20 protein-coding genes and 2 tRNA genes are annotated in these 22,888 nt (G+C 73.0%); 8 read left to right on the forward strand and 14 right to left on the reverse strand.

Annotation, left to right across the window (positions count from 1 at the left end; translation table 11 throughout):
- Nucleotides 1–28 precede the first annotated feature (28 nt).
- The 3 genes from OG556_RS17905 to OG556_RS17915 all read right to left on the reverse strand — a co-directional run bounded on the left by OG556_RS17905 (nt 29) and on the right by OG556_RS17915 (nt 671).
- Nucleotides 29–104 (reverse strand) — tRNA-Gly (locus tag OG556_RS17905).
- Between the two features lie 39 nt (nt 105–143).
- Nucleotides 144–216: transfer RNA gene (locus OG556_RS17910), tRNA-Gly, on the reverse strand.
- A 137-nt stretch (nt 217–353) separates the two neighbouring features.
- A complete protein-coding gene (locus OG556_RS17915; RefSeq protein ID WP_063348519.1) occupies nt 354–671 on the reverse strand; it encodes an Lsr2 family protein in 318 nt (105 codons plus the stop codon).
- A 468-nt stretch (nt 672–1,139) separates the two neighbouring features.
- Here OG556_RS17915 and purS point away from each other — a divergent pair, with 468 nt between their 5' ends.
- From purS to OG556_RS17935, 4 genes are all read left to right on the forward strand, one after another.
- Nucleotides 1,140–1,394, forward strand: a complete 255-nt coding sequence (purS, locus tag OG556_RS17920; RefSeq protein WP_045692676.1) for a phosphoribosylformylglycinamidine synthase subunit PurS — start codon at nt 1,140–1,142, stop codon at nt 1,392–1,394.
- The gene (gene purQ, locus OG556_RS17925) at nt 1,391–2,068 is read left to right on the forward strand and encodes a phosphoribosylformylglycinamidine synthase subunit PurQ (RefSeq protein WP_063348520.1); all 678 of its coding nucleotides are present in this window, start codon (nt 1,391–1,393) and stop codon (nt 2,066–2,068) included. The genes purS and purQ overlap by 4 nt, the downstream gene beginning before the upstream one ends.
- Nucleotides 2,068–4,323: a phosphoribosylformylglycinamidine synthase subunit PurL gene (gene purL / locus OG556_RS17930; RefSeq protein WP_363579826.1), complete on the forward strand. Its 2,256-nt coding sequence runs from the start codon at nt 2,068–2,070 to the stop codon at nt 4,321–4,323. The genes purQ and purL overlap by 1 nt, the downstream gene beginning before the upstream one ends.
- Nucleotides 4,324–4,388: 65 nt before the next feature.
- Nucleotides 4,389–5,216, forward strand: coding sequence for a sterol carrier family protein (locus tag OG556_RS17935; RefSeq protein ID WP_371517916.1), 828 nt, complete (start codon nt 4,389–4,391; stop codon nt 5,214–5,216).
- Nucleotides 5,217–5,234: 18 nt separating this feature from the next.
- Here OG556_RS17935 and OG556_RS17940 read toward each other — a convergent pair whose 3' ends face one another.
- Nucleotides 5,235–6,128: a DUF3152 domain-containing protein gene (locus OG556_RS17940; protein WP_371517917.1), complete on the reverse strand. Its 894-nt coding sequence runs from the start codon at nt 6,126–6,128 to the stop codon at nt 5,235–5,237.
- A 122-nt stretch (nt 6,129–6,250) separates the two neighbouring features.
- Between OG556_RS17940 and OG556_RS17945 the strand changes: the two genes are divergently transcribed.
- Nucleotides 6,251–6,670 carry a DUF3151 domain-containing protein gene (locus tag OG556_RS17945; RefSeq protein ID WP_350876615.1) on the forward strand — a complete coding sequence of 140 codons (420 nt, stop codon included), beginning with the start codon at nt 6,251–6,253 and terminating at the stop codon, nt 6,668–6,670.
- 113 nt (nt 6,671–6,783) lie between these two features.
- On the opposite strand, the gene fbaA is transcribed toward OG556_RS17945, so the two are convergent.
- Complete coding sequence (fbaA, locus tag OG556_RS17950; protein WP_371517918.1) at nt 6,784–7,806, reverse strand: class II fructose-bisphosphate aldolase; 1,023 nt, start codon at nt 7,804–7,806, stop codon at nt 6,784–6,786.
- A 343-nt stretch (nt 7,807–8,149) separates the two neighbouring features.
- On the opposite strand from fbaA, the gene OG556_RS17955 reads away from it, so the two are divergent.
- Nucleotides 8,150–8,869, forward strand: coding sequence for a DedA family protein (locus OG556_RS17955; RefSeq protein ID WP_371517919.1), 720 nt, complete (start codon nt 8,150–8,152; stop codon nt 8,867–8,869).
- A gap of 100 nt (nt 8,870–8,969) precedes the next feature.
- Here the strand turns inward: OG556_RS17955 and pyrE are convergent, their stop codons facing one another.
- From pyrE to OG556_RS17980, 5 genes are all read right to left on the reverse strand, one after another.
- Complete coding sequence (pyrE, locus tag OG556_RS17960; RefSeq protein WP_063348526.1) at nt 8,970–9,506, reverse strand: orotate phosphoribosyltransferase; 537 nt, start codon at nt 9,504–9,506, stop codon at nt 8,970–8,972.
- Nucleotides 9,507–9,536: 30 nt separating this feature from the next.
- Entirely contained in the window at nt 9,537–10,550 is a 1,014-nt protein-coding gene (locus tag OG556_RS17965; protein ID WP_371517920.1) for an SRPBCC family protein, read from the reverse strand.
- Between the two features lie 92 nt (nt 10,551–10,642).
- Nucleotides 10,643–12,280 carry a polyamine aminopropyltransferase gene (locus OG556_RS17970; protein WP_371517921.1) on the reverse strand — a complete coding sequence of 546 codons (1,638 nt, stop codon included), beginning with the start codon at nt 12,278–12,280 and terminating at the stop codon, nt 10,643–10,645.
- Between the two features lie 139 nt (nt 12,281–12,419).
- Complete coding sequence (locus OG556_RS17975; RefSeq protein WP_371517922.1) at nt 12,420–12,950, reverse strand: DUF2617 family protein; 531 nt, start codon at nt 12,948–12,950, stop codon at nt 12,420–12,422.
- 491 nt (nt 12,951–13,441) lie between these two features.
- Complete coding sequence (locus tag OG556_RS17980) at nt 13,442–14,857, reverse strand: amidase (RefSeq protein WP_371517923.1); 1,416 nt, start codon at nt 14,855–14,857, stop codon at nt 13,442–13,444.
- A 92-nt stretch (nt 14,858–14,949) separates the two neighbouring features.
- On the opposite strand from OG556_RS17980, the gene OG556_RS17985 reads away from it, so the two are divergent.
- Nucleotides 14,950–15,564, forward strand: a complete 615-nt coding sequence (locus tag OG556_RS17985) for a TetR/AcrR family transcriptional regulator (RefSeq protein WP_371517924.1) — start codon at nt 14,950–14,952, stop codon at nt 15,562–15,564.
- Here the strand turns inward: OG556_RS17985 and OG556_RS17990 are convergent.
- The 4 genes from OG556_RS17990 to OG556_RS18005 all read right to left on the reverse strand — a co-directional run bounded on the left by OG556_RS17990 (nt 15,544) and on the right by OG556_RS18005 (nt 21,358).
- Nucleotides 15,544–16,704 carry a pyridoxal phosphate-dependent aminotransferase gene (locus OG556_RS17990; RefSeq protein ID WP_371517925.1) on the reverse strand — a complete coding sequence of 387 codons (1,161 nt, stop codon included), beginning with the start codon at nt 16,702–16,704 and terminating at the stop codon, nt 15,544–15,546. The genes OG556_RS17985 and OG556_RS17990 overlap by 21 nt on opposite strands.
- Before the next feature lie 119 nt (nt 16,705–16,823).
- Nucleotides 16,824–17,381, reverse strand: coding sequence for a YbjN domain-containing protein (locus OG556_RS17995; protein ID WP_063348532.1), 558 nt, complete (start codon nt 17,379–17,381; stop codon nt 16,824–16,826).
- A 312-nt stretch (nt 17,382–17,693) separates the two neighbouring features.
- Entirely contained in the window at nt 17,694–20,300 is a 2,607-nt protein-coding gene (clpB, locus tag OG556_RS18000; protein WP_371517926.1) for an ATP-dependent chaperone ClpB, read from the reverse strand.
- An 80-nt stretch (nt 20,301–20,380) separates the two neighbouring features.
- Nucleotides 20,381–21,358 (reverse strand): LysR family transcriptional regulator, encoded by a 978-nt coding sequence (locus tag OG556_RS18005; protein ID WP_371517927.1) that lies wholly within the window; start codon nt 21,356–21,358, stop codon nt 20,381–20,383.
- Nucleotides 21,359–21,428: 70 nt separating this feature from the next.
- Here OG556_RS18005 and OG556_RS18010 point away from each other — a divergent pair, with 70 nt between their 5' ends.
- Nucleotides 21,429–22,550, forward strand: coding sequence for a TDT family transporter (locus OG556_RS18010; protein ID WP_371517928.1), 1,122 nt, complete (start codon nt 21,429–21,431; stop codon nt 22,548–22,550).
- Nucleotides 22,551–22,888 lie beyond the last annotated feature (338 nt).

Below are 22,888 nucleotides of genomic sequence, written 5' to 3' on the forward strand. Positions count from 1 at the left end.
CCCCCTCGATCGAGGGGGCCTTTCGTTCTGGAGCGGACGACGAGATTCGAACTCGCGACCCTCACCTTGGCAAGGTGATGCTCTACCAACTGAGCCACGTCCGCAGGTCTAACTATGGAGTTGTGCTGTGCTCGCGCACTGCGAGCGGACGACGAGATTCGAACTCGCGACCCTCACCTTGGCAAGGTGATGCTCTACCAACTGAGCCACGTCCGCACGGTGCCTGGTGGGGCACCCGCCGCCTCTTCGGATCTCTCCGTTGCGGCGACGAGGATTACTCTACAGCATCGTTCGGGGTGGTCGCCCCACCCTTTCGGTCCAGGCGGGCGGGGCGACCGGGGTGCCCGGGGCGGTCAGTTCGCCTCGGCGAACTGCTCGTACACGTGCTTGGGGATGCGTCCGCGGGCCGGCAGCTCCATGCCGCGCGACAGGGCCCAGGCGCGCACCGCGGCCGGGTCCGGGGTGAGCGCGGTGCGGCGGAAGGACTTTCCGGTGCGGCTCTGGCGGCGGCCGGCCGCGACGAACGGAGCGAGGGCCTCCCGCAGCTTTTCCGCGTTGTCCACGGACAGGTCGATCTCGTACGACTTCCCGTCGACGCCGAAGTGGACGGTTTCCGCCGCGGCGCCGCCGTCCAGGTCGTCGGAGAGCGTGACAACTACACGCTGAGCCATGGGTGTCAATCCTCTCGGGCAATTCGGCCGCCGGTCCGCGGGGTGCGTCCGGGGGCCTGATGTGCACCCACTCGCGCAAGCGCATACGGGCAGGCCTGGTGGCCCGCCGGATACGCAGCACTTGCCGCGACAGGTGGCCCTATTCTGCACCCGAAGGGGGTCGAAATCGAAGAGTCCGGCATTCTTTTCCGGATATTCACGTGTCTTCGCCGGAGTGCCGGATACCGGAGTGCGGGACGGGTCGATCTGTCCCGGAGTGCCGTATTCGGGTGTTCTTCGGGTGTTCTCGTTCCGGGGGCCGAATCCGTGGAAACCGCGCGGCCCGGCCGGGGGTTCACGGGCTTGGATCCCTTGTCGCGTAAGGGTCTCGGGTCTACGCGCGTCGCCTGCCCCGGCCAGCAATCCCGCCCGAAACCCCCGGTAGTCTGGAGTTCCCCCGCCTCACCGAAGACACCACCGGGAGTGCCAGTGGCACGCGTCGTAGTCGACGTCATGCTCAAGCCGGAGATCCTCGACCCCCAGGGCCAGGCGGTGCAGCGTGCACTGCCCCGTCTCGGATTCACCGGGATCGCCGACGTCCGCCAGGGCAAGCGTTTCGAGCTGGAAGTGGAGGGCCCGGTCGACGACGCCGCGCTCGCCCGTATCCGCGAAGCCGCCGAGACCTTTCTCGCCAACACCGTGATCGAGGACTTCACCGTCCGCGTCGAGGAGGCGGCGAAGTGACCACCCGCGTCGGCGTCGTCACTTTCCCCGGCTCCCTCGACGACCGTGACGCCCAGCGTGCGGTCCGCCTGGCCGGCGCCGAGCCGGTCGCGCTCTGGCACCGTGACAAGGATCTCCACCAGGTCGACGCCGTCGTCCTGCCGGGCGGATTCAGTTACGGCGACTATCTGCGCTGCGGCGCGATCTCCCGCTTCTCGCCCGTGATGGACACCGTCATCGAGCAGGCGAAGCTGGGAATGCCGGTCCTCGGTATCTGCAACGGCTTCCAGGTGCTCTGCGAATCGCACCTGCTGCCCGGCGCGCTCACCCGCAACGACTCGCTGCACTTCGTCTGCCGCGACCAGAAGCTGCGCATCGAGAACACCGGTACCGCCTGGACCCGGGATTACTCGGCGGGCCAGGAAATCGTCGTTCCGCTGAAGAACGGCGAGGGCCGGTTCGTCGCCGAGGAGCGCGTCCTGGACCAACTGGAGGCGGAGGGCCGGGTGGTGGCCCGTTACGTGGACGTCAACCCGAACGGTTCGTACCGCGACATCGCCGGCATCACCAACGCCGCCGGCAATGTCGTCGGCCTGATGCCGCACCCGGAGCACGCCGTGGAGCCGCTCACCGGTCCGACCGTCGAGGGCCTGGGCTTCTTCACTTCCGTCCTGAAGCAGCTGGTGAACGCCTGATGAGCCTCGACACCGTCAAGAACGCCGAGCAGACCCCGGACGTCGCCCAGCCCTGGGCCGAACTCGGGCTCAAGGAGGACGAGTACGCGCGCATCCGCGAGATTCTCGGCCGCCGCCCGACCGGCGCCGAACTCGCGATGTACTCGGTCATGTGGTCGGAGCACTGTTCGTACAAGAGCAGCAAGGTCCACCTGAAGCAGTTCGGCGACAAGAAGCCCGACTCGGACGCGATGCTCGTCGGCATCGGCGAGAACGCCGGTGTGGTCGACGTCGGCCAGGGCTACGCCGTGACCTTCAAGGTCGAGTCGCACAACCACCCGTCGTACATCGAGCCCTACCAGGGCGCGGCCACCGGCATCGGCGGCATCGTGCGCGACATCCTGGCGATGGGCGCCCGCCCGGTCGCCGTGATGGACCCGCTGCGGTTCGGCGCGGCCGACCACCCGGACACCCGGCGCGTGCTGCCCGGGATCGTCGCGGGCATCGGCGGCTACGGCAACTGCCTGGGCCTGCCGAACATCGGCGGCGAGGTCGTCTTCGACTCCTGCTACCAGGGCAACCCGCTGGTCAACGCGCTGTGCGTGGGCGTCATGAAGCACGAGGACATCCACCTCGCGCAGGCCTCCGGCGCCGGCAACAAGGTCATCCTGTACGGAGCCCGCACCGGCGGCGACGGCATCGGCGGCGTCTCCGTGCTCGCCTCCGAGACCTTCGACGACACCAAGCCGACCAAGCGTCCGGCCGTCCAGGTCGGCGACCCGTTCCAGGAGAAGCTCCTGATCGAGTGCACCCTGGAGATCTTCCGGGAGAAGCTCGTCAAGGGCATCCAGGACCTGGGCGGCGCGGGCCTGTCCTGCGCGACCTCGGAGCTGGCGAGCGCCGGCTCCGGCGGCATGCGGGTCGAGCTGGACACCGTGCCGCTGCGCGACAACACGCTCTCGCCCGAGGAGATCCTCATGAGCGAGTCGCAGGAGCGCATGTGCGCCATCGTCGAGCCCGGCAAGGTCGACCGCTTCCTGGAGATCTGCGAGAAGTGGGACGTCATCGCCACCGTCATCGGTGAGGTGACCGACGGCGAGCGCCTGGAGATCTTCTGGCACGGCGAACTCGTCGTCGACGTGCCGCCGCGCACCGTCGCCCACGAGGGCCCGACCTACCAGCGCCCGTACGCCCGCCCGAGCTGGCAGGACGCGCTGCAGGCCGACGCCCCCACCGGCGAGCGGCTGGCCCGCCCGACCACCGGCGAGGGCCTCAAGGCCGACCTGCTGAAGGTCGCCGGCTCCCCGAACCAGGCCTCCAAGTCCTGGATCACCGACCAGTACGACCGCTACGTGCTCGGCAACACCGTGCTCTCGGTCGGCGAGGACTCGGGCATGATCCGGATCGACGAGGAGACCAACCTCGGCGTCTCGGTCGCCACCGACGGCAACGGCCGCTACACCAAGCTGGACCCGTACACCGGCGCCCAGCTGGCCCTCGCCGAGGCCTACCGCAACGTCGCGGCCGGCGGCGCCAAGCCGCTCGCGATCTCCGACTGCCTCAACTTCGGCTCCCCCGAGGACCCGGACGTGATGTGGCAGTTCGCCGAGGCCACCCGCGGCCTGGCCGACGCCTGCCTGGTGCTCGGCACCCCGGTCACCGGCGGCAACGTCTCGCTGTACAACCAGACCGGCGAGGTCGCCATCCACCCGACCCCGGTGGTCGCGGTGCTCGGCGTCATCGACGACGTCACCCGGCGCACCCCGGTCGCCTTCGCCGAGGAGGGGCAGCTGCTCTACCTGCTCGGCGACACCGCGGACGAGCTCGGCGGCTCGGCCTGGTCGCAGGTGGTCCACGACCACCTCGGCGGTCTGCCGCCCAAGGTCGACCTGGAGCGCGAGCGGCTGCTCGGCGACATCCTGATCGCCGCCTCGCGCGACGGCATGATCGACGCCGCGCACGACCTCTCCGACGGCGGCCTCGGCCAGGCGCTCGTGGAGAGCTGCCTCAAGGGCGGCCACGGCGCGCGGATCATCGTGCCCGAGGGCGCGGACCCGTTCGTGTTCCTGTTCTCCGAGTCGGCCGGCCGCGCCGTCGTGGCGGTGCCGCGCAGCGAGGAGCTCCGGTTCAACGACATGTGCACCGCGCGCGGCCTGCCGGCCACCCGCATCGGTGTCGTGGACGGCGAATCCCTGGACGTCCAGGGCCAGTTCACCGTCTCGCTGGCCGAGCTGAAGGACGCCCACACCGGCGTCATCGAGGCTCTGCTCGCCTGACCCGCACGGTTCGAGGGGCGGACGGTCCGACGGGGCCGTCCGCCCCTCGGCGTATGTTGGGGGCCATGCCCCCCAAGCCCCGTACCTACCAGCCGCAGAAGGTGCGCACCGCGCTCGCGGCGCAGACCGGCGCGCTGCGCGACGCCGTCCGGCAGCTGTGCGAACGCCCGGACGCCGAGCAGTGGTTGGCCCGGCCGACCAGGCTGGGGGAGTGGACGGTCCGCGAGCTGATCGCGCACCTCGCCGTCCAGCTCGACTTCGTCCCCGAGCACCTCGACGATCCGCTGGAGGGGCGGGCGCCGTTGGACCTGCCGGGGTGGGTGGCCGCGGTCGGCACGGTCGCGCCGCTGCTCGACGAGCAGGCCCGGGCGAGGGCCGCGGGCGACTTCGGCGGGGACGCGGCCTCGGTGGCGCAGGCGTTCGCCCGGGCGGCGGACGCGCTGACCGGTCTGCTGGACCGGCCCGAAGCCGCCGACCCGGTACGGCGGTTCGAGATCCGGCTGGGTTCGATGACACTCGCCGACATGCTGGTGACCAGGCTGGTGGAGACCGTCGTGCACGCCGACGACCTGGCCGCCGCGCTCGGTCTCGACGGCTTCCCGCACGACCGCCAGGCCGTCGCCGCCGTCACCCGGCTGCTGGCCGACGCCTTCGCCGACCGCACGCCGGGCGGCGCGGTCGAGCTGCGGATCCCGCCGTACGCCGTCGTGCAGGCCGTCGAGGGCCCCCGGCACACCCGGGGCACCCCGCCGAACGTGGTCGAGACCGACCCGCTGACCTGGATCCGGCTGGCCACCGGCCGGGCCGACTGGGCGGCCGCGGTGGACGCGGCGGCGGTCTCCGCCTCCGGCGAGCGCAGCGACCTGCGGGAGTACCTGCCGGTGCTCGGGTAGCCGCGCTTCGGGGGCGTCCTACGGCACCGACGGTCCGCTGAGGTAGGTGCCGTTCTCCGAGTACGGCCAGGCGTTGGGCTCGCAGCCCTTGAGCCCGTAGATCTGCTGCATCATCGCGGGCGCCGGCTTGCCCGGGCCGGGGCAGGTCTCGTGTCCGTGGCCTATCCGGTGGCCGACCTCGTGGTTGATGATCAGCGCCCGGTACTCGTCGAGCGGGCCGCTGAACTGCGGTGAACCGGTGTTCCAGCGCTTGGAGTTGACGAGCACCTGGTTGCCGACGTTGCAGTTCACCTCGCCGTGGGTGTCCAGGCCGGAGGCGCCGCAGATCCGGTCCACGGTGGCCGGCGAGGCGATCTTCACGGTGAAGTCGTACCCGCCGCCGGCGACCAGCTGGAAGCCGTTCTTGCGGTCGTTGGTCCAGCCGCGCTTGTCGCCGAGGAAGCCGTGGATCTGGGTGGCGGCGGCGCCGGCGTCGATGCCTATGCCGTCCTCGACCTCCACCCGGTAGCGGCGCACGGTGCCGCGTCCGACCGGCTGGGCGGTGGCGGCGGCGATGCTGAAGGTGCCCGCGCCCTTGGCCGGGCCGGGATCGGGCGTGGCGGGCGTGGTGGGGGTGGGCGTCGAGGGCGGAGCGGGGGGCTCGCTCGGGGTGTCGGTCGGCGTCGGCGTCGGGGTCGGCGTCGGGCCGACGGGCGAGGGAGCCTGGTCGGTCGGCGGGGCGATCCGCGCCTGGGCGGTCGGCCCGCCGTCGGGCGCGTCGGAGGAGCGGGTCAGCACGACCGCCGTACCGCCCAGCACCGCCACCGCCGTGACCAGCGCCGCGAGCATGCCGGGCCCGAGCCTGCGCGGCGGCCGGCGGCGTCGGCGGCCGCGGGCGCTGCCGCTCCTGGCGGCGGATCTGGCTGCGGGCATGATCGACACCCTGGCATGGCGAACGGGTGAATGTCCACATACCGGGTATGCAGGCGCCCGGCGGCGGCCGCCGATCCCGGGACGGCGGTTGACCCTGGCGCCCCGGATGGCAGACTGCCTGCATGGCGATTCACCGGAATCTTCTCGACGGCCCCGACCCGACCCTTCTCCCGGAGGACGAGCAGCCCTACCGCATGCTGGCGGAGGAATCGGCCTCACCCACCCAGGTGGCCGCCGACTTCCCGACCTTCTGCCTCGCCTGGGCGATGCTCGCCGACGACGCCTACGCGGCCGGCCGCTACGTCGAGTCCTACGCCTACGCCCGCACCGGCTACCACCGCGGCCTGGACGCGCTGCGCCGCAACGGCTGGAAGGGCCACGGCCCCGTGCCGTGGGAGCACCGCGGCAACCGCGGCTTCCTGCGCTGCCTGGCCGGGCTCGCCCGGGCGGCCGGCGCGATCAAGGAGACCGAGGAGGAGGCCCGCTGCTGGCAGTTCCTGAAGGACAGCAGCGCGGAGGCGTACGCGGAGCTGAAGCAGTAGACCCGCACGGCTGCTGAGGCAGCAGACCCACCCACAGGTGCGCCCCCCGGTGAAGTCCACCGGGGGGCGCATCCGCGTTCACACCGTGGCCGGGCTCAGCCCGGCCGCCGGGCTCACTTCAGGCGGTTGCCGGCCGAGCGCAGCTGCTGCGCGGCCTCCAGCACACGGGCGGCCATGCCCGCCTCGGCGAGCTTGCCCCAGGTGCGCGGGTCGTAGGTGTTCTTCTTGCCGACCTCGCCGTCGACCTTCAGCACACCGTCGTAGTTGCGGAACATGTGGTCCACGACGGGGCGGGTGAAGGCGTACTGGGTGTCGGTGTCCAGGTTCATCTTCACGACGCCGTTCTCCAGCGCGGTGGAGATCTCCGCCGCGGTCGAGCCGGAACCGCCGTGGAAGACGAAGTCGAACGGGTCGGTCTTGCCGTACTGCTTGCCGATCGCGTCCTGCAGCTCGCGCAGCAGCTCCGGCTTCAGCACGACGTTGCCCGGCTTGTAGACGCCGTGCACGTTGCCGAACGAGGCGGCCAGCAGGTAGCGGCCCTTCTCGCCCAGGCCCAGCGCCTCGGCGGTGCGCACGGCGTCGTTGACGGTGGTGTACAGCTCGTCGTTGATCTCGTGGGTGACGCCGTCCTCCTCGCCGCCGGTCGGGGTGATCTCGACCTCAAGGATGATCTTGGCGGCGGCGGCCTGGGCCAGCAGCTCCTGGGCGATCGCCAGGTTGTCGGCGAGGGTCTCGGCCGAGCCGTCCCACATGTGCGACTGGAACAGCGGGTTCTGGCCCTTGGCCACGCGCTCGGCGGAGACCGCCAGCAGCGGGCGGACGTAGCCGTCCAGCTTGTCCTTCGGGCAGTGGTCGGTGTGCAGCGCGACGGTGATGTCGTACTTGGCGGCGACGATGTGCGCGAACTCGGCCAGCGCCACGGCGCCGGTCACCATGTCCTTGTTGTGCTGGCCGCCCAGGAACTCCGCGCCACCGGTCGAGATCTGGATGATGCCGTCGCTCTCGGCCTCGGCGAAACCACGCAGTGCGGCGTGCAGGGTCTGCGACGAGGTGACGTTGATGGCCGGGTAGGCGAACTTGCCCGCCTTGGCCCGGTCCAGCATCTCGTTGTAGACCTCGGGAGTTGCGATGGGCATGCGATCCGCTCCTGTCGGGTTGCGGCGTACGGACGGTGCTGTCCGACGCTGTGTACGCCTTCGGTACGACTCCGTGCCGGCCGCCGACGCGCGGCGCTGCGGTGTGGCTCTCCGGCACCAAGGTTCGAGCGACCTCCGCGGTACGGCAATGAGGGTGGTGTGCCGCTGCGGACCGGACGCCCGTGCCATCCTCCCAGACTCGTGCCCGCAGGTCAGCAGGAGCCCGCCAGTCGGACCGTCGCCGCCGGCGTCAGCGGACGCCCCGCTGCTGCGACCTTCGGCGGACACCGGATACACCTGCTGGGCGAAGCCTTCGTACAGAACGGCCCGCTATCCTGCGGCCGTGGACTACAACCAGCTGGCCGTCAACATCCTCGACGCCAAATCCCTGATCTCGTCCCTCGGCGCCATCGGGCTGATCGCGATCATCTTCGCGGAGACCGGCCTGCTGGTCGGCTTCTTCTTCCCGGGTGACTCACTGCTGATCATCGCCGGCGTCGCGGCGTCGAACGCCGCCTCGTCGGTGCTCGGCGACGGCGCCAAGCTGCCGATCGCCGTCCTGCTCGTCGGCGCCCCGGTGGCCGCGGTCGCGGGGGCCCAGCTCGGGCACCTGATCGGGGTCAAGGTCGGGCCGAAGATGTTCGACAAGCCCGATTCGAAGATCTTCCGCCGCGAGTACGTGGTGAAGGCGGAGGAGTACTTCAACAAGTTCGGGCCCGGCAAGGCCGTGGTGCTGGCCCGCTTCATGCCGATCGTCCGGACCTTCCTCAACCCGGTCGCGGGCACCCTGGAGATGCCCGCCCGGACGTTCTTCCTGTGGAACGTCATCGGCGGCGTGCTCTGGACCGAGTCCATGCTGCTGATCGGCTACTTCTTCGGCGACGCGCTCGCCCCGGTGATCGACAAGTACCTGATCCCGGCGGTGCTGCTGATCGTCCTGCTCTCGATCTCGCCGATCCTGATCGAGGTCCTGCGCGAGCGCAAGAAGCGGAAGGCCGGCGGCGCCGTGGAGAGCGCCGAGGCCGACCCCGTGCAGACCGGCGGCCGCCACCGGCGCGGCTGAGCACCGGGGCTTCGCGCACGACACGCGAAGGGGCCGGGTCCCGTCTCACGTTTCACGTGAAACAGGACCCGGCCCCTCGTGCTGTCGGGTCCGGCCGGGCTCAGAGGCCCAGGTCGTCCAGGTCGTAGGCGGTCACGTACGGCAGGCCCTGCGCCTCGACCGCGGCCGCGCCGCCGCGCTCCACGATCACCGCGACGCCGACCACCTCGGCGCCCGCCTCGCGCAGCGCCTCGACGGCGGTCAGCACCGAGCCACCGGTGGTGGAGGTGTCCTCGACCGCCAGCACCCGGCGGCCCTTGACCTCCGGGCCCTCGATCCGGCGCTGCAGGCCGTGCGCCTTGCCCGCCTTGCGGACCACGAAGGCGTCCAGCTCACGCCCGCGCGCGGCGGCGGCGTGCAGCATCGCGGCGGCCACCGGGTCGGCGCCCAGGGTCAGACCGCCGACGGCGTCGTACTCCAGGTGCGAGGTCGCGTCCAGCATCACCCGGCCGACCAGCGGGGCGGCCTGGCCGTCCAGCGTGATCCGGCGCAGGTCGACGTAGTAGTCGGCCTCCTTGCCGGAGGAGAGGGTGACCTTGCCGTGTACGACGGCCTTGTCCTTGATCTGTGCCAGCAGGGCGTCGCGGTCGTTGCTCATGAGCGTCCAGTCTAGGCCCTCTCCCGCCGGTCAGCGCCGACGCAAGGCCCTGACCAGCACCACGGCGCCACCCAGCAGCGCGACCCCGCCGCCGATCATCCACGGCACCGCGCTGCGGCCGCCCGAACCCGGCACCACGATCCCGCCGGCCTCGCCGCCCCAGCGGGACGCCGCCCGGGCCCGGGCGCTGCGGGCCGGCAGCGCCGGGGCGTAGCGCCCGCGCGGCGGTGCGTGGTCCACCTCCTCGGCCGAGCGGCCGACGATGCTGCGGCGCACGGGGCCGCCGCCCGCCGGCTCCTCGTCGTACTCGAAGAGCGGCTCGGCGGGGAGCTCCTCGGCGACGCCCTCCTCGGGCCCGTCCTCGTCGCCGCCGCCGGTGGGCAGGCCGAAGCGCTCGGCGTCGGCGTCGGAGAAGGCGATCAGGTCGGACAGGTCGTCGTCGAGGTCGTCGCCGGGCTGGTCCTGGTGCTCCTCGATGAACACCACGCTGGCGTCGGTCTCGGTGCCGTCCTCGGTCCCGCCCTCGGCCTCGGCCTCGCCGCAGGTCTCCGTGTCGCTCTCGCCGTCGCTCTCGCTCTCGCTCTCCGGCTCGGGCTCGGCGTCCGGGGAGGCGAGCGCGGTGGCGAACCGGTCCAGCAGACGGCGGCCGGCGGCGTCGAGGGTCTCCCCGTCGAACTCGGTGAGCCGGCCGGTGGCGCTCAGGTCGCCGGTGAAGCGGACCACGGCGGTACCGTCCTCGGCGCCGTCCGCGACGCTGACCCGGACGGTGGCGGTCGCCTCGCCGCTGCCGCGGGCCTCCTGGCCCTCGGCGAACACGGTCAGCACGCCCTCGCGCCCCTCGATCAGGGACAGCACGCCCTTGTACGTGATGGTGGAGCCGCCGATCCGCAGCTTCAGCCGGCCGCCGATCTCCTCCGCCGGCCCACCGCCGACCGCGGCCGGCTCGGTGCTCAGCCCCGGCACGCTACGGGCCAGCAGAGCCGGATCCTGCAAGGCCTGCCGCACCAACTCGGCGGGCATCGGGACGACAACCTCATGCTCCATGTCAGGGAGCCTACCGACCCAACCCCGCCCGGTCCCCACCCACCGCCACCCGACTTCCCCGGACCACCGGTGTCCGGCCCCGCGCCCCCGGCTCAGCGGGGGCCGAGCAGGGTGAGGGCGGCCGGGGGGTGGGCGGGGCGGAGGGCGGCGAGCCGGGTGGCGGAGCCGCGGAGGCCGTCGGGGGTGAGGGCGCGGGGCGGTGGGGCGTCGGGGGCGAGGGTGAGCGGGGGCCGGGCGGCGGCCGCGAGGAGGAAGATCTGGGCGGCGCCCGGCTGGTCGGGGCGGCAGCTCGCGGTGGCGCTGCCCTGGACGGCGTACGGGACGGTCTGCAGCCCTGCCGTCCGCAGGCCGGACTCGATCGGCCAGAGGCCGTCCGGGTCGCCGCCGGCCCGGACGGCGACGCGGCCGCCGGGGGAGAGCAGCCGGGTGGCGAGGCCGTAGAACTCCTGGGAGTGGAAGGTGACCGGTCCGCCGTCGGCGGGCGCGGGCAGGTCGGCGAGCACCACGTCGTACGGTCCGCCGGCCGTGGCGGCGCCGCGCAGCCAGGCCATCGGGTCGGCGGCGGTGGCGTGGACGCGGGGGTCGTCGAGGGAGTGGTCGGTGAGGGCGGCGAGCCCGGGGTCGGTGCGGGCGAGCCGGGGGAGCGCGGGGTCGGCGTCGACGAGCCGGACGGAGCGGACGCCGCGGTGCCGGAGCACCTCGCGCAGGGCGAGGCCGTCGCCGCCGCCGAGGAGCAGGACCCGGGTGTCCGGGCCGGCGGCCATCGCCGGGTGGACCAGGGCCTCGTTGCCGCGGTACTCGTCCGGTCCGCAGACGGTGAGGCGGCCGTTCAGGTAGAGCCGGAGCGGGCCTTCGGTGGGGCCGGTGAGCACGATCTCCTGGGAGCGGCTGCGGGCGGCGAAGCGGACCTGCGCACCGTAGAGGGCGTGCCGGGCCGCGCGTTCGATGGCACCGGAGCCGGCGGCGGCCGCGGCGAGCAGGGCGAGGACGAGCGCGCAGCCGCCCCAGAGCAGGAGCCGTATCCGGGGGGCGGGTTCCTCGCGGAAGAGCCAGAGCACGACGGCGGCTCCGGCGACGGCGTTGACGGCGCCGGTGACGAGGGCGCCGTCGCCGGGCCCGAGGCCGGGGAGGATGAGGAAGGGGAAGGCGAGGCCGCCGATCAGCGCGCCCACGTAGTCGGCGGCGAAGAGGTCGGCGGCGGCGCGGCCGGCGTCCTCGCGCCGGATCTGCTGGATGAGGGTCATCAGGAGCGGGATCTCGGCGCCGATGAGGATGCCGATGAGGCAGGTGAGGCCGACCATGGCGGCCTGGTAGCGGCCGATCCAGGCCCAGCAGGAGTAGAGCGCGAGGACGGAGAGTCCGCCGGTGAGCGCGAGGGCGCATTCGACCAGGGCGAAGGCGGTGGCGGGCTGCCGGGTGAGGCGTTTGGCGAGGAGCGAGCCGAGGCCCATCGCGAACACCATGACGGAGAGCACGACGGAGGTTTGGGTGACCGAGTCCCCGAGCAGGTAGTCGCCGAGCGCCACGAGTTCGAGTTCGTACACGAGTCCGCAGGCCGCACAGACGAACGCGGCCAGCAGGACGGTGAGGCGGGCCAGTCGGGGGCGGGAGCGCAGCCGGGACCGACGGCGGGCGGGCAGGGGGGCGAGGCTCCGCCCGGGCCGGGGTGGGGCGCCGTCGTCGAGGTCCACTCGCGAGCGGGCGGGTGGACCGGCCGGATGGTTGATCACGAACAAACGCTAGGGGACGTTCGGGACGGATAGCTGCGCCCATTCGACGGACAGTGCGGGACGCCGGATTGACGAATCGTTCCTGCGTACGATTCATGGGCCATGGCGGGATCGGCGACCCTGTTCGGACGGCTGGCGGTCATGCCCCGGACACCACCAGCGAGGAGCGGGTGCAGACCAGTCGGCCTTCCTGCGGGTAGGCGTGCCAGGTCCGCCAGAGCAGCCGGTCGGCGCCGCCCTGGGTGACCAGCGCGGTGAAGGCGCTCGGGTCGCCCGGGAACACTCCGGCCAGGCCGCGCGGGTGACCCTCGACCAGGGCCAGCAGCTCCTGCGCGCGGGCCGCGAAGTCGTGCGGGGGCAGCGCCTCGATCCGGGCCGCGAACTCGTACTCCCAGCCGCCGACCTGCTTGGCCACCCGGGCCGGCAGCGGGGTGCGGCGGCCGGGCAGGCAGGCGACGGTCTCCAGGCACTCGCCGGGGCCGGCGGCGATCAGCACCTGGTGCGAAGCGCCGAGCAGCCGCAGCTGGAGGGTGCCGGACGCGGCGGGGTGGCCGCCTCCGTCGAGTCTCAGGTCGCGGACCGCGAGAGCGGGCAGCGGGTCGCCGCCCAGGCACCAGGCCAGGTCACCGGCGCGGGTGTCCGTGTAGGAGGTCTGCAGTGTGGTGAGCATGCTCGGCTCCGCGTTTCAGCTCCGTGCGCGCCCGCCGAGCAGCACCGAGTAGGCCTAGGCGATGGCGAGGCTGTTCGTGGCTGTGCGGCCCTGGGCGCGGCCGACCGTGGAAGGAGGGATTCCGGCTGGAGATTCAGCAGCAGAGAAGCATGAATACGCCGGGTCCGCCGGTGATTTACCCAACTTTGTCAAGCATTCACCGTTTCGAGCACACCAGCTTCCCGGCTCTGATCGACCCGGTGTGCGACTCTGCACAGCGCGCGCCCCTATGACCGGGTCGTGCGCCGTGCACGCTGGTAGTGCGCCGGGTGCACGCCTCGTGCGCCACCGCCCTGCACGCACCGGGCGGGCAGGGCGGTCGGAGCGTTCCGTCGAGGCCGAGGGAATTGCCTCACAGACATCATTCAATCGTCAACCAGACGTCAACCAACCATGACTGTCAGGCGAGTTGAGAAGAACTGGGCCCACTCGCCGGGCCATCATTGCTCCGCTCACGGCCGGGGGTCGATCGGCGCGAGCACCCCGAGCCGGTCCTCGACCGCCTGGGCCGCCTCCAGGCAGAGGTCCTCCCGGAACGCCCGCCCGACGAGCTGCACCCCGGTCGGCAGTCCGTCGGCCAGACCGGTGGGCACCGCCACCGCGGGCAGCCCCGCGAAGCTGGTCGCCTTGCACAGCCGCATCGCCGTGCGGACCAGCTCCCACCCGGCCGCGTCCCGGGACTCGATGCCCGGTTCGACCGGCGGTTCGGTGAACACCGGTCCGAGCAGCAGCGGGTACTCGTCCAGGAACTCGGCCCAGGAGCGGCGGATGCCCAGCCAGCTCCCCATCAGCTCCATGAGCTCGGCGGCCGTCGCGGGCGGGGTCCGGGCCATCGTCAGCTCGATGTAGCGGTCGCCGCCCGGGCCGAGCAGGCGGCGTACGGCGGGCCACTTGGGCGCGAACTCGGTCATGGTGATCCGGTCGCACACCTCCAGGGCCTCGTCGAGCCGCGGGACGTCCGCCACCTCGCGCACGTCGTACCCGGCGTCCCGCAGCGCCTCCGCCGCGCGTCCGACCGCGGCCCGGACCGTCGGGTGGGCGCCGTGGCCGCCCGGATCGGCCACCACCGCGACCTTCACCGGCCCGGGCAGCGGCTCGCCGTAGCGCGGCACGGGCAGGGCCCGCGGGTCGCGCGGATCGGGGCCGGCCAGCACCTCGTAGGCCAGCCGGAGGTCGGCGACGCTCCGGGCGAGCGGGCCGTCGGAGACCAGCCACTGGGAGGCCGGCCCCGGGTCCTGCGGCCCGAACGCGCGGTGGTCGGCGGGGAACCGGCCGCTGGACGGGACCAGCCCGGCGACCCCGCAGAACGCGGCCGGGACGCGGACGGACGCGCCGGAGTCGTTGCCGAGCCCGAGCGCGGCCAGGCCGGTCGCGACGGCCGCGCCGTCGCCGCCGCTGCTCCCGCCCGGGGTGCGGCCGCGGTCCCACGGGTTGGCGGTGTCGCCGTAGAGCTCGCTGCGGGTGTGCATCCCGGCCAGGATCATGGTGGGCATGTTGCTGTGCCCGATCGGTACGGCCCCGGCCGCGCGCAGCCGGGCGACCGGGGGAGCGTCGGCCCGCGCCACCAGGTCGCGGAAGCGCGGCACCCCGAAGGTGGTGGCCACGCCCTCGATGGCGGTGGTCTCCTTCACGGTGAACGGCACGCCCGCCAGCGGGCCGGGGTCCTCGCCCGCGGCCAGACGCCGGTCGAGTTCCAGGGCCTGCACCCGGGCGCGCTCCGCCAGGACCTGGGTGACGGCGTTGACCTGCGGGTTCACCGCGCCGATCCGCTCCAGGTGGCTGTCGAGCAGTTCGACGGCCGAGACCTCCTTGCCGCGTACCGCCGCCGCCTGCGCGGTGGCCGTCAGTCGCCACAGGGCGTCCTGCATGACGTACTCCCCTCCTCGTTCCGATGCGCTCGTATCGGTACCGTAGCCTGGGAACCGATACGAGCGCATCGAATAAACCGGAGGGGGAGCCCGTGCCCAGACAGGTGGACCACGACGGCCGGCGCCGGCGGATCGCCGAGGCCGTCTGCCGGCTCGCCGACGAACGCGGCCTGGAAGGGGTGACCCTGCGCGACGTGGCCGACCGCGCGCAGGTGTCGACCGGCGCCGTCCAGCGCTGCTTCCGCACCAAGGACGAGATGCTCCGCTTCGCCCTCGGCTACGTCGGCGAGCGGATCACCGCCCGGGTCCGGGCGTACCCCGCCGACGACCCGGCGCCCTCGCCCGCCGCGCTCCTGGCACACGCGGCCGGCGAGGTGGCGCTGCTCGGCGACGGGCAGCGCTCCCAGGCGCGGGTCTGGCTGGCCTTCGTCGCGCAGGCCGCCGTCGACGAGCGGCTGGCGGGCCCGCTGAACGCCGACTACGCCGCCCTGGAGGGCCTGTTCGCCCGGCTGATCGCCGAGGCGTCGCCGGCGGTCGGGCCGGACGCCGCACGGGAGGCGAAGACGCTGCTGGCCCTTGCCGACGGGCTCACCACGCACGTCCTCGTCGGCCGCCTCACCGCCCCCGAGGCCCGGGCGATCCTGGACGCCCACCTGTCCGGCCTCGGGCGGCGGCCGGCCGACGGCTCAGAGGCGCTGGAGCCGTGACACCGCTTCCTCCAGCACGGAGTCCTGCTTGCAGAAGGTGAAGCGGACCAGGCTGCGGCCGGCCTCGGTGTTGTCGTAGAAGACGGCGTTCGGGATGGCGACGACGCCGCAGCGCTCCGGCAGGGCGCGGCAGAACTCGATGCCGTCCTTCTCGCCGAGCGGGGTGATGTCGGTGGTGATGAAGTACGTGCCCTCGGGGGTGAACACCCGGAAGCCGGCCGCGGTGAGCCCGTCGACCAGCAGGTCGCGCTTGCGGAGCAGGTCGGCGCGGAAGCCGTCGAAGTAGCTGTCGGGCAGCCGCAGCGCCTCGGCGACGGCGTACTGGAAGGGGCCGGCGCTGACGTAGGTGAGGTACTGCTTGGCCGTGCGGACGGCCGTGACCAGGGCCGGGTCCGCGGTGACCCAGCCGACCTTCCAGCCGGTGAAGGAGAAGGTCTTGCCGGCGGAGGAGATGGAGACGGTGCGCTCGCGCATGCCGGGCAGGGCGGCGATCGGGTGGTGGGTGGCGCCGAAGACGAGGTGCTCGTAGACCTCGTCGGTGACGACCAGCAGGTCGTGCTCGGCGGCGAGGGCGGCGATGGCGGCCAGCTCGTCGGCGGTGAGCACGGTGCCGGTCGGGTTGTGCGGGGTGTTGATCAGCAGCAGGCGGGTGCGCGGGGTGATCAGGGCGCGCAGTTCGTCCAGGTCGGGGCGGAAGTCCGGGGCGCGCAGGGTGAGCGGGCGGCGGGTGGCGCCGGCCATGGCGATGCAGGCGGCGTAGGAGTCGTAGAAGGGTTCGAGGGCGATCACCTCGTCACCGGGCTCCAGCAGGGCGAGCAGGGTGGCGGCGATGGCCTCGGTGGCGCCGGCGGTGACCAGCACCTCGGTGTCCGGGTCGTAGCCGAGGCCGTGGAAGCGTTGCTGGTGCTCGGCGATGGCCTGCCGCAGCTCGGGGATGCCGGGGCCGGGCGGGTACTGGTTGCCGCGGCCGCTCAGCACGGCGTCGGCAGCGGCCCGGGCCACCGAAGCCGGGCCGTCGGTGTCGGGGAAGCCCTGGCCGAGGTTGATCGAGCCGGTGGCCGTGGCCAGGGCCGACATCTCGGCGAAGATGGTCGTCCCCATGTCGGCCAGTCGGCGGTTCAGCAGCGGCCTGTTGCCCATCGGTGGCTCCTCACGCGTCGTCGTCGGCCCCATCCTGGGTCAGCCGGGGGCCGGGGACAAGGACGGCCCGACCACCTGGGGCCAAGTGGTCGGGCCGTGTGCTCGCGGGGCGGGCAGGGTCACGCCTCGTTGGTGCCCTCGGGGGTCTCGCCGTCCTCGCCCTCGATCTCGTTCTGCAGGCCGAGGCGCTCGACGATCCACTGCTCGAAGCCGACGGCGGCCTGGGTCCAGTTGGCGGTGGTGGTGACGAAGTAGTCCAGGTTGACGCCGGTGCCGACGATCATCTGGGCCTCGCCGATCAGGCGGACCACGCCGTCCTCGTGGGTGTGGGTGTAGACCTTGGGCCAGAGGGTCTCGCGGTTCCACTCGTCGATGAGGTCGAGGATCTCGCCCTTCTTCTCCAGCGGGTACGCGCGGTCGTAGAAGGCGCGCACCGCGAAGAGCTCCTTCTGCTCGCCGCGGAACATGTAGTAGACGCGGAAGCCCTCCCAGGGGGCGGTGAGGTCGCCCTCCTCGTCCACGACGTGCTTGAGCTGCATCTGGTCCAGCAGCTGGGTCACCAGGCCCTGGTCCGGGACGATGATCGGCGGCGGGCCGGCCGGCCGCCCCTGGTCGCCGGGCTGGCCGCCGCCCTGGGGCGCGCCGAACGACGGGATGGACGACGGGTCGATGCTCATGGGGTCCTCTTCCTCAGTGCACGTGGTGGCCGGCAATGAGAGGCCGCCCTTTCCACTTCCCATCCTGCCTCATCCGGGGCCTGCCTCACAGGGGCACCCGGCCACGCGTCGATCTTCGTCCGGGGCGCTCCGACGCCCGCCGTGAGCGGTGATGGTGACGGAGCGTGTCCGGGTGGAGGGCCGTCGCGGCCGGGGCTCCGGCGGGGTGCGGCGGGGTGCGACCGTAGCCGAGTGGGACGTCAACTGTGCTGTTTGGAAAGGGAGTTGCCCGGGCCGCCCGCGCTGTCGTGCGGGCGGCCCGGGCCGGTGCCGCTACTTCTCCAGCAGTCCGCGGCTGCGGACGGTGAGGCGGTCGCCCTCCTCGTCCCGCTCGACCAGGACGGTGTCCCCGTCGTGCACCTGGCCGGACAGGATGGCCCGGGCCAACTGGTCGCCGATCGCGGACTGGACCAGCCGGCGCAGCGGGCGGGCGCCGTACGCCGGGTCGTAACCGGTGAGGGCCAGCCAGTCGCGGGCGGCCTCGGAGACGTCCAGGGTGAGCCGCCGCTCGCGCAGCCGGTCGCCGAGGCGGGCCACCTGGAGGTCGACGATCCGGCTCAGCTCGGCGGTGCCCAGCGGGTCGAAGACCACGATGTCGTCCAGCCGGTTGAGGAACTCGGGCTTGAACGCGGCCCGGACGGAGTCCAGCACCAGGGCCTTCTTCCGGTCCTCCGGGATGGCCGGGTCGACCAGGAACTGACTGCCCAGGTTGGAGGTGAGGATCAGGATCGCGTTGCGGAAGTCCACCGTGCGGCCCTGGCCGTCGGTGAGCCGGCCGTCGTCCAGCACCTGGAGCAGGACGTCGAAGACCTCCGGGTGGGCCTTCTCCACCTCGTCCAGCAGCACCACGCTGTACGGGCGGCGGCGGACCGCCTCGGTGAGCTGGCCGCCCTCCTCGTAGCCGATGTACCCGGGCGGGGCGCCGACCAGGCGGGAGACGGAGTGCTTCTCGCCGTACTCGCTCATGTCGATCCGGACCATGGCCCGCTCGTCGTCGAAGAGGAAGTCGGCCAGGGCCTTGGCGAGTTCGGTCTTGCCGACGCCCGTCGGGCCGAGGAAGAGGAACGAGCCGGTCGGGCGGTCCGGGTCGGCGATGCCGGAACGGGTGCGGCGCACTGCGTCCGAGACCGCCCGCACGGCCTCCGCCTGGCCGATCAGGCGCTGGCCCAACTCCTCCTCCATGCGCAGGAGTTTGGCGCTCTCGCCCTCCAGCAGTCGGCCGGCCGGGATGCCCGTCCAGGAGGCGACCACGTCGGCCACGTCGTCCGGGCCGACCTCCTCCTTCACCATCGAGGCGGAGGCGTCCTGGTCGGCCGCCCGCTCCTGGGCCTCGGTGAGCTCGGCCTCGGCGGCCGGGATCTCCGCGTACATCAGCTTCGACGCCCGCTCGAAGTCCCCGTCGCGCTGGGCCCGTTCGAGCGCGCCGTGCAGGTCGTCCAGCCGCTCCTTGAGCTCGCCGACCCGGTTGAGGCTCTTCTTCTCCTGCTCCCAGCGCGCGGTCAGGGCGCTCAACTGCTCGTTCTTGTCGGCGAGATCGCGCCGCAGCCGGGCCAGCCGGTCGATCGAGGCGGCGTCCGACTCCTTCTCCAGGGCCAGCTCCTCCATCCTCAACCGGTCGACGGAGCGCTGGAGTTCGTCGATCTCGACCGGGGAGGAGTCGATCTCCATCCGCAGCCGGGAGGCCGCCTCGTCGACCAGGTCGATCGCCTTGTCGGGCAGGAAGCGGGAGGTGATGTAGCGGTTGGACAGGGTGGCCGCGGCGACCAGCGCGGCGTCCGCGATCTGCACCTTGTGGTGCGCCTCGTAGCGGCCCTTGAGGCCGCGCAGGATGGCGATCGAGTCCTCCACGCTGGGCTCGCCGACCAGCACCTGCTGGAAGCGGCGCTCCAGGGCCGGGTCCTTCTCGATCCGCTCGCGGTACTCGTCCAGCGTGGTGGCGCCGACCATCCGCAGCTCGCCGCGGGCCAGCATCGGCTTGAGCATGTTGCCGGCGTCCATCGCGGAGTCGCCGCCGGCGCCAGCGCCGACCATGGTGTGCAGCTCGTCGATGAAGGTGACGACCTGGCCGTCGCTCTGCTTGATGTCGTTCAGGACGGCCTTCAGCCGCTCCTCGAACTCGCCGCGGTACTTGGCGCCCGCGACCATCGCGCTGAGGTCCAGCGAGACCAGCCGCTTGCCGCGCAGCGACTCCGGCACGTCGCCGGCGACGATGCGCTGGGCCAGGCCCTCGACCACCGCGGTCTTGCCCACGCCCGGCTCGCCGATCAGCACCGGGTTGTTCTTGGTCCGGCGGGAGAGCACCTGGACGACCCGGCGGATCTCCTGGTCCCGGCCGATCACCGGGTCGAGCTTGCCGTCCCGGGCGGCCTGGGTCAGGTCGGTGCCGTACTTCTCCAGCGCCTTGTAGGTGCCCTCCGGATCCGGAGACGTCACCCGGCCGCTGCCGCGCACGTCCTTGAACGCGGCGAGCAGGCCCTTCGCCGTCGCGCCCTGCTGCGTCAGCAGTTCGGCGACCGGCCCGCCCTCGGCGGCCAGGCCGACCATCAGGTGCTCGGTGGAGACGTACTGGTCGTCCAGGTCGTCGGCGCGCTTGCCGGCCTCGGTGAGCACCGCGAGGGTGTCCCGGGCGAGCTGCGGCGCGGCGACCGTCGAGCCCATCGCGCTGGGCAGGGCGGCCAGCTGGCGGCGGGCCTCGGCGTCGATCCGGGTGACGTCCGCCCCGACCGCCTCCAGCAGCGGCCGGGCGATGCCCTCGGGCTGCTCCAGCAGGGCGATCAGGATGTGCACCGGCTTGACGTCCGGGTTCCCGGCCGCGCCCGCCTGCCGGATCGCGGCGGACAGGGCGTCCTGCGTCTTGGTGGTGAACTTGCTGGCGTCCACTGCTGGGGGGTCCTCCCTCGTCGTCCTTCAATGCTGCTACGTACAGCATGCACTAAGTTGAGTCTATTCCGCTCAAGTTTTTACGCCCGTTCTGCGCGTCCCGTGCGTTCCGTGCGCTCCACCCGTTCCGCGCGGGGCGGCCGCTGCGCCCGGGGCACCTGGCGGGTCAGCCCCAGCAGCTCCCGGGCCGGCCCGCTCGGCCGCTGCCCGGCGGGCCACACCGCGCGCAGCGGCCGCCGCAGGTCCAGCCCCTCGGCCAGCGGCACGGCCACCAGCCGCCGGACGGCCAGCTCCTCCATCACCGCCAGCTCGCTCAGGCAGACCGGCCCGGCCCCGGTCATCGCCGCCGCCTTCAGCGCGGTGGACGAGGCCAGCTCCAGCCGGGGCCGCACCGCGCCCCCGTACGGCGCCAGCGCCATCTCCAGCACCTCCCGGGTGCCCGAGCCCGACTCGCGCAGCACCAGCGGGGTGGCGGCCAGCTCCGGCCCGGTCAGCGGCGCCCGGCGGCGCGCCCACGGGTGGCCGGGCGCCACCACGACCACCAGCCGGTCCGCCGCCACCACCGCGCCGGCCAGCCCGGGCGGGGTGGACGGCCCCTCGACGAAGCCGAGGTCGGCGTCCCCGGCCAGCACGTGCCCGGCGACCTCCGCCGAGTTCGCCGTCCGCAGCGTCACCGCCGTGCCCGGACTGGCCTCGGCCAGGGCCAGCAGCCAGCCCGGCATCAGGTACTCGGCGACGGTCAGGCTGGCCACCACCCGCAGCTTGGCGTCCCGCCGCTCGCGCAGTGCGTCGATCCCGGCGTCCAGCGCCTGCGCCGCCTCCACCACGTGCCCGGCCCACTCGACCACCAGCCGACCCGCCTCGGTCGGACGGCTGCCCCGGGGCGAGCGCTCCAGCAGCGGGACGCCGATCTGCCGCTCCATCCCCTTGATCCGCGCGCTGGCGGTCGGCTGGCTCACGCCCAGTTCGGCCGCGGCCCGCCCGACGCTGCCCAGCCGGGCCACCGCGAGCAGCAGTTCCAGGGCGCCGAGCTCGGGGACGCGGGGGGAGAGGGCCATAGGTCCAGGCTATGTCCTCATAGAGCCCGCGGCGCTACCGGAGCCCGGCCCGGGGCGGCACGGTGGAACCATGTCCACCTTGGCCGATGCCCGCCCGCTCACCCGCCCCTCCCGTACCTCGCTGCGTGCCCGCCTCGACCTCGCCCAGCTCGGCCCCAACTGGTACGCCGCCGTCATGGGCACCGCCATCCTGGGCAACGGCGCGGCCGTCCTGCCACTCCGGCTGCCCGGGCTGATCGGCTTCGGCGAGGTGATGTGGGCGCTCGGACTCGCCGCCCTGCTGGTGCTGGTCGCGGCCCGGCTGGTCCACCTCACCCGGCACCGCGAGGCCGCCCGCACCCAGCTGCTGGACAACCCGGCCACCGCCGTCTTCTACGGCTGCCCGCCGATGGCGCTGCTCTCGGTCGGCCTCGGCACCCTGCTGCTCGGCTCCCGGGTGATCGGCACCGGCCCCGCGGTCGCCGTCGACGCCGTGCTGTGGGGCGTCGGCACCCTGTACGCGCTGGCCGTCGCCGGCGGCATCCCGTACCTGATGATCACCCGGCACCCGGTCTCCGCCCTGGAGGCCAACCCGACCTGGCTGCTGCCGGTGGTCGCCCCGCTGGTCGCCTCCGCCACCGGCCCGGCCCTCATCCCGCACCTGCCGGCCGGGCTGCCGCAGCAGGCCATGCTGTACGCCTGCTGGGCCCTCTTCGGGATCGGCCTGCTGGCCACCCTGGTGCTGCTGCCGGTGGTCTTCACCGGGCTGTTCCACAGCAAGCTGCCCACCCTGGTGCTCACCCCCTCGCTGTTCCTGGTGCTCGGCCCGCTCGGCCAGTCCGTCACCGCCGTCCACCAACTCGCCGACGCCGCCCGCCCGGTGCTGCCCGCGCTGGCCCCCGCCATGCTCCCCTTCGCCGAGCTGTACGGCGTCGCGGTGCTCGGCGTCGCGATGCTCTGGCTGGCCGTCGCACTCACCGCCAACCTGCGCGCCCGCCGGGCCGGCATGCCGTTCGCGATGACCTGGTGGGCGTACACCTTCCCGATCGGCACCTGCGTCACCGGCGCCTCCGCGCTCGCCCGGCACACCGGGTTCGGCGGCTTCACCGCGATCGCCACCGGGCTCTACCTGCTGCTGGCCACCGCCTGGATGCTCGCCGCCGGCGGGACCGCCGCCGGGCTCGCCCGGGGACGCCTGCTGGGGCGCGCCTGACCCCTCCCGCGGCCCGCCGCCGTTGCAGGAACCCGCACCCGCGGCCCGACCGCGCACCGCCGACCGACCGTACGGGCGGTCACCGCCCGGTCACCGCGCTGGCCTCGGCCTTTACCGGAACCCGGCCCGCCGCTCGACCCCTCCCGCCGCACCCCTCGTGCAGATAGCTGCAATTGCGCGAACCTGCACTCGGGCGACACTTGTTCACCGGCCGTCACGCTGTGAGGGTGGAGTCACGCCAGGCCGTCCGGGCACCGCAGCCCGATGGTGGCGACTTGCTCTTCGGAACTGACCACGGGTGCAACGTCCCGCACGCGTGAAACGGGGGGGAGAGCGCC

This window comes from Kitasatospora sp. NBC_01300 (genome assembly GCF_041435235.1).
Lineage (GTDB): Bacteria > Actinomycetota > Actinomycetes > Streptomycetales > Streptomycetaceae > Kitasatospora.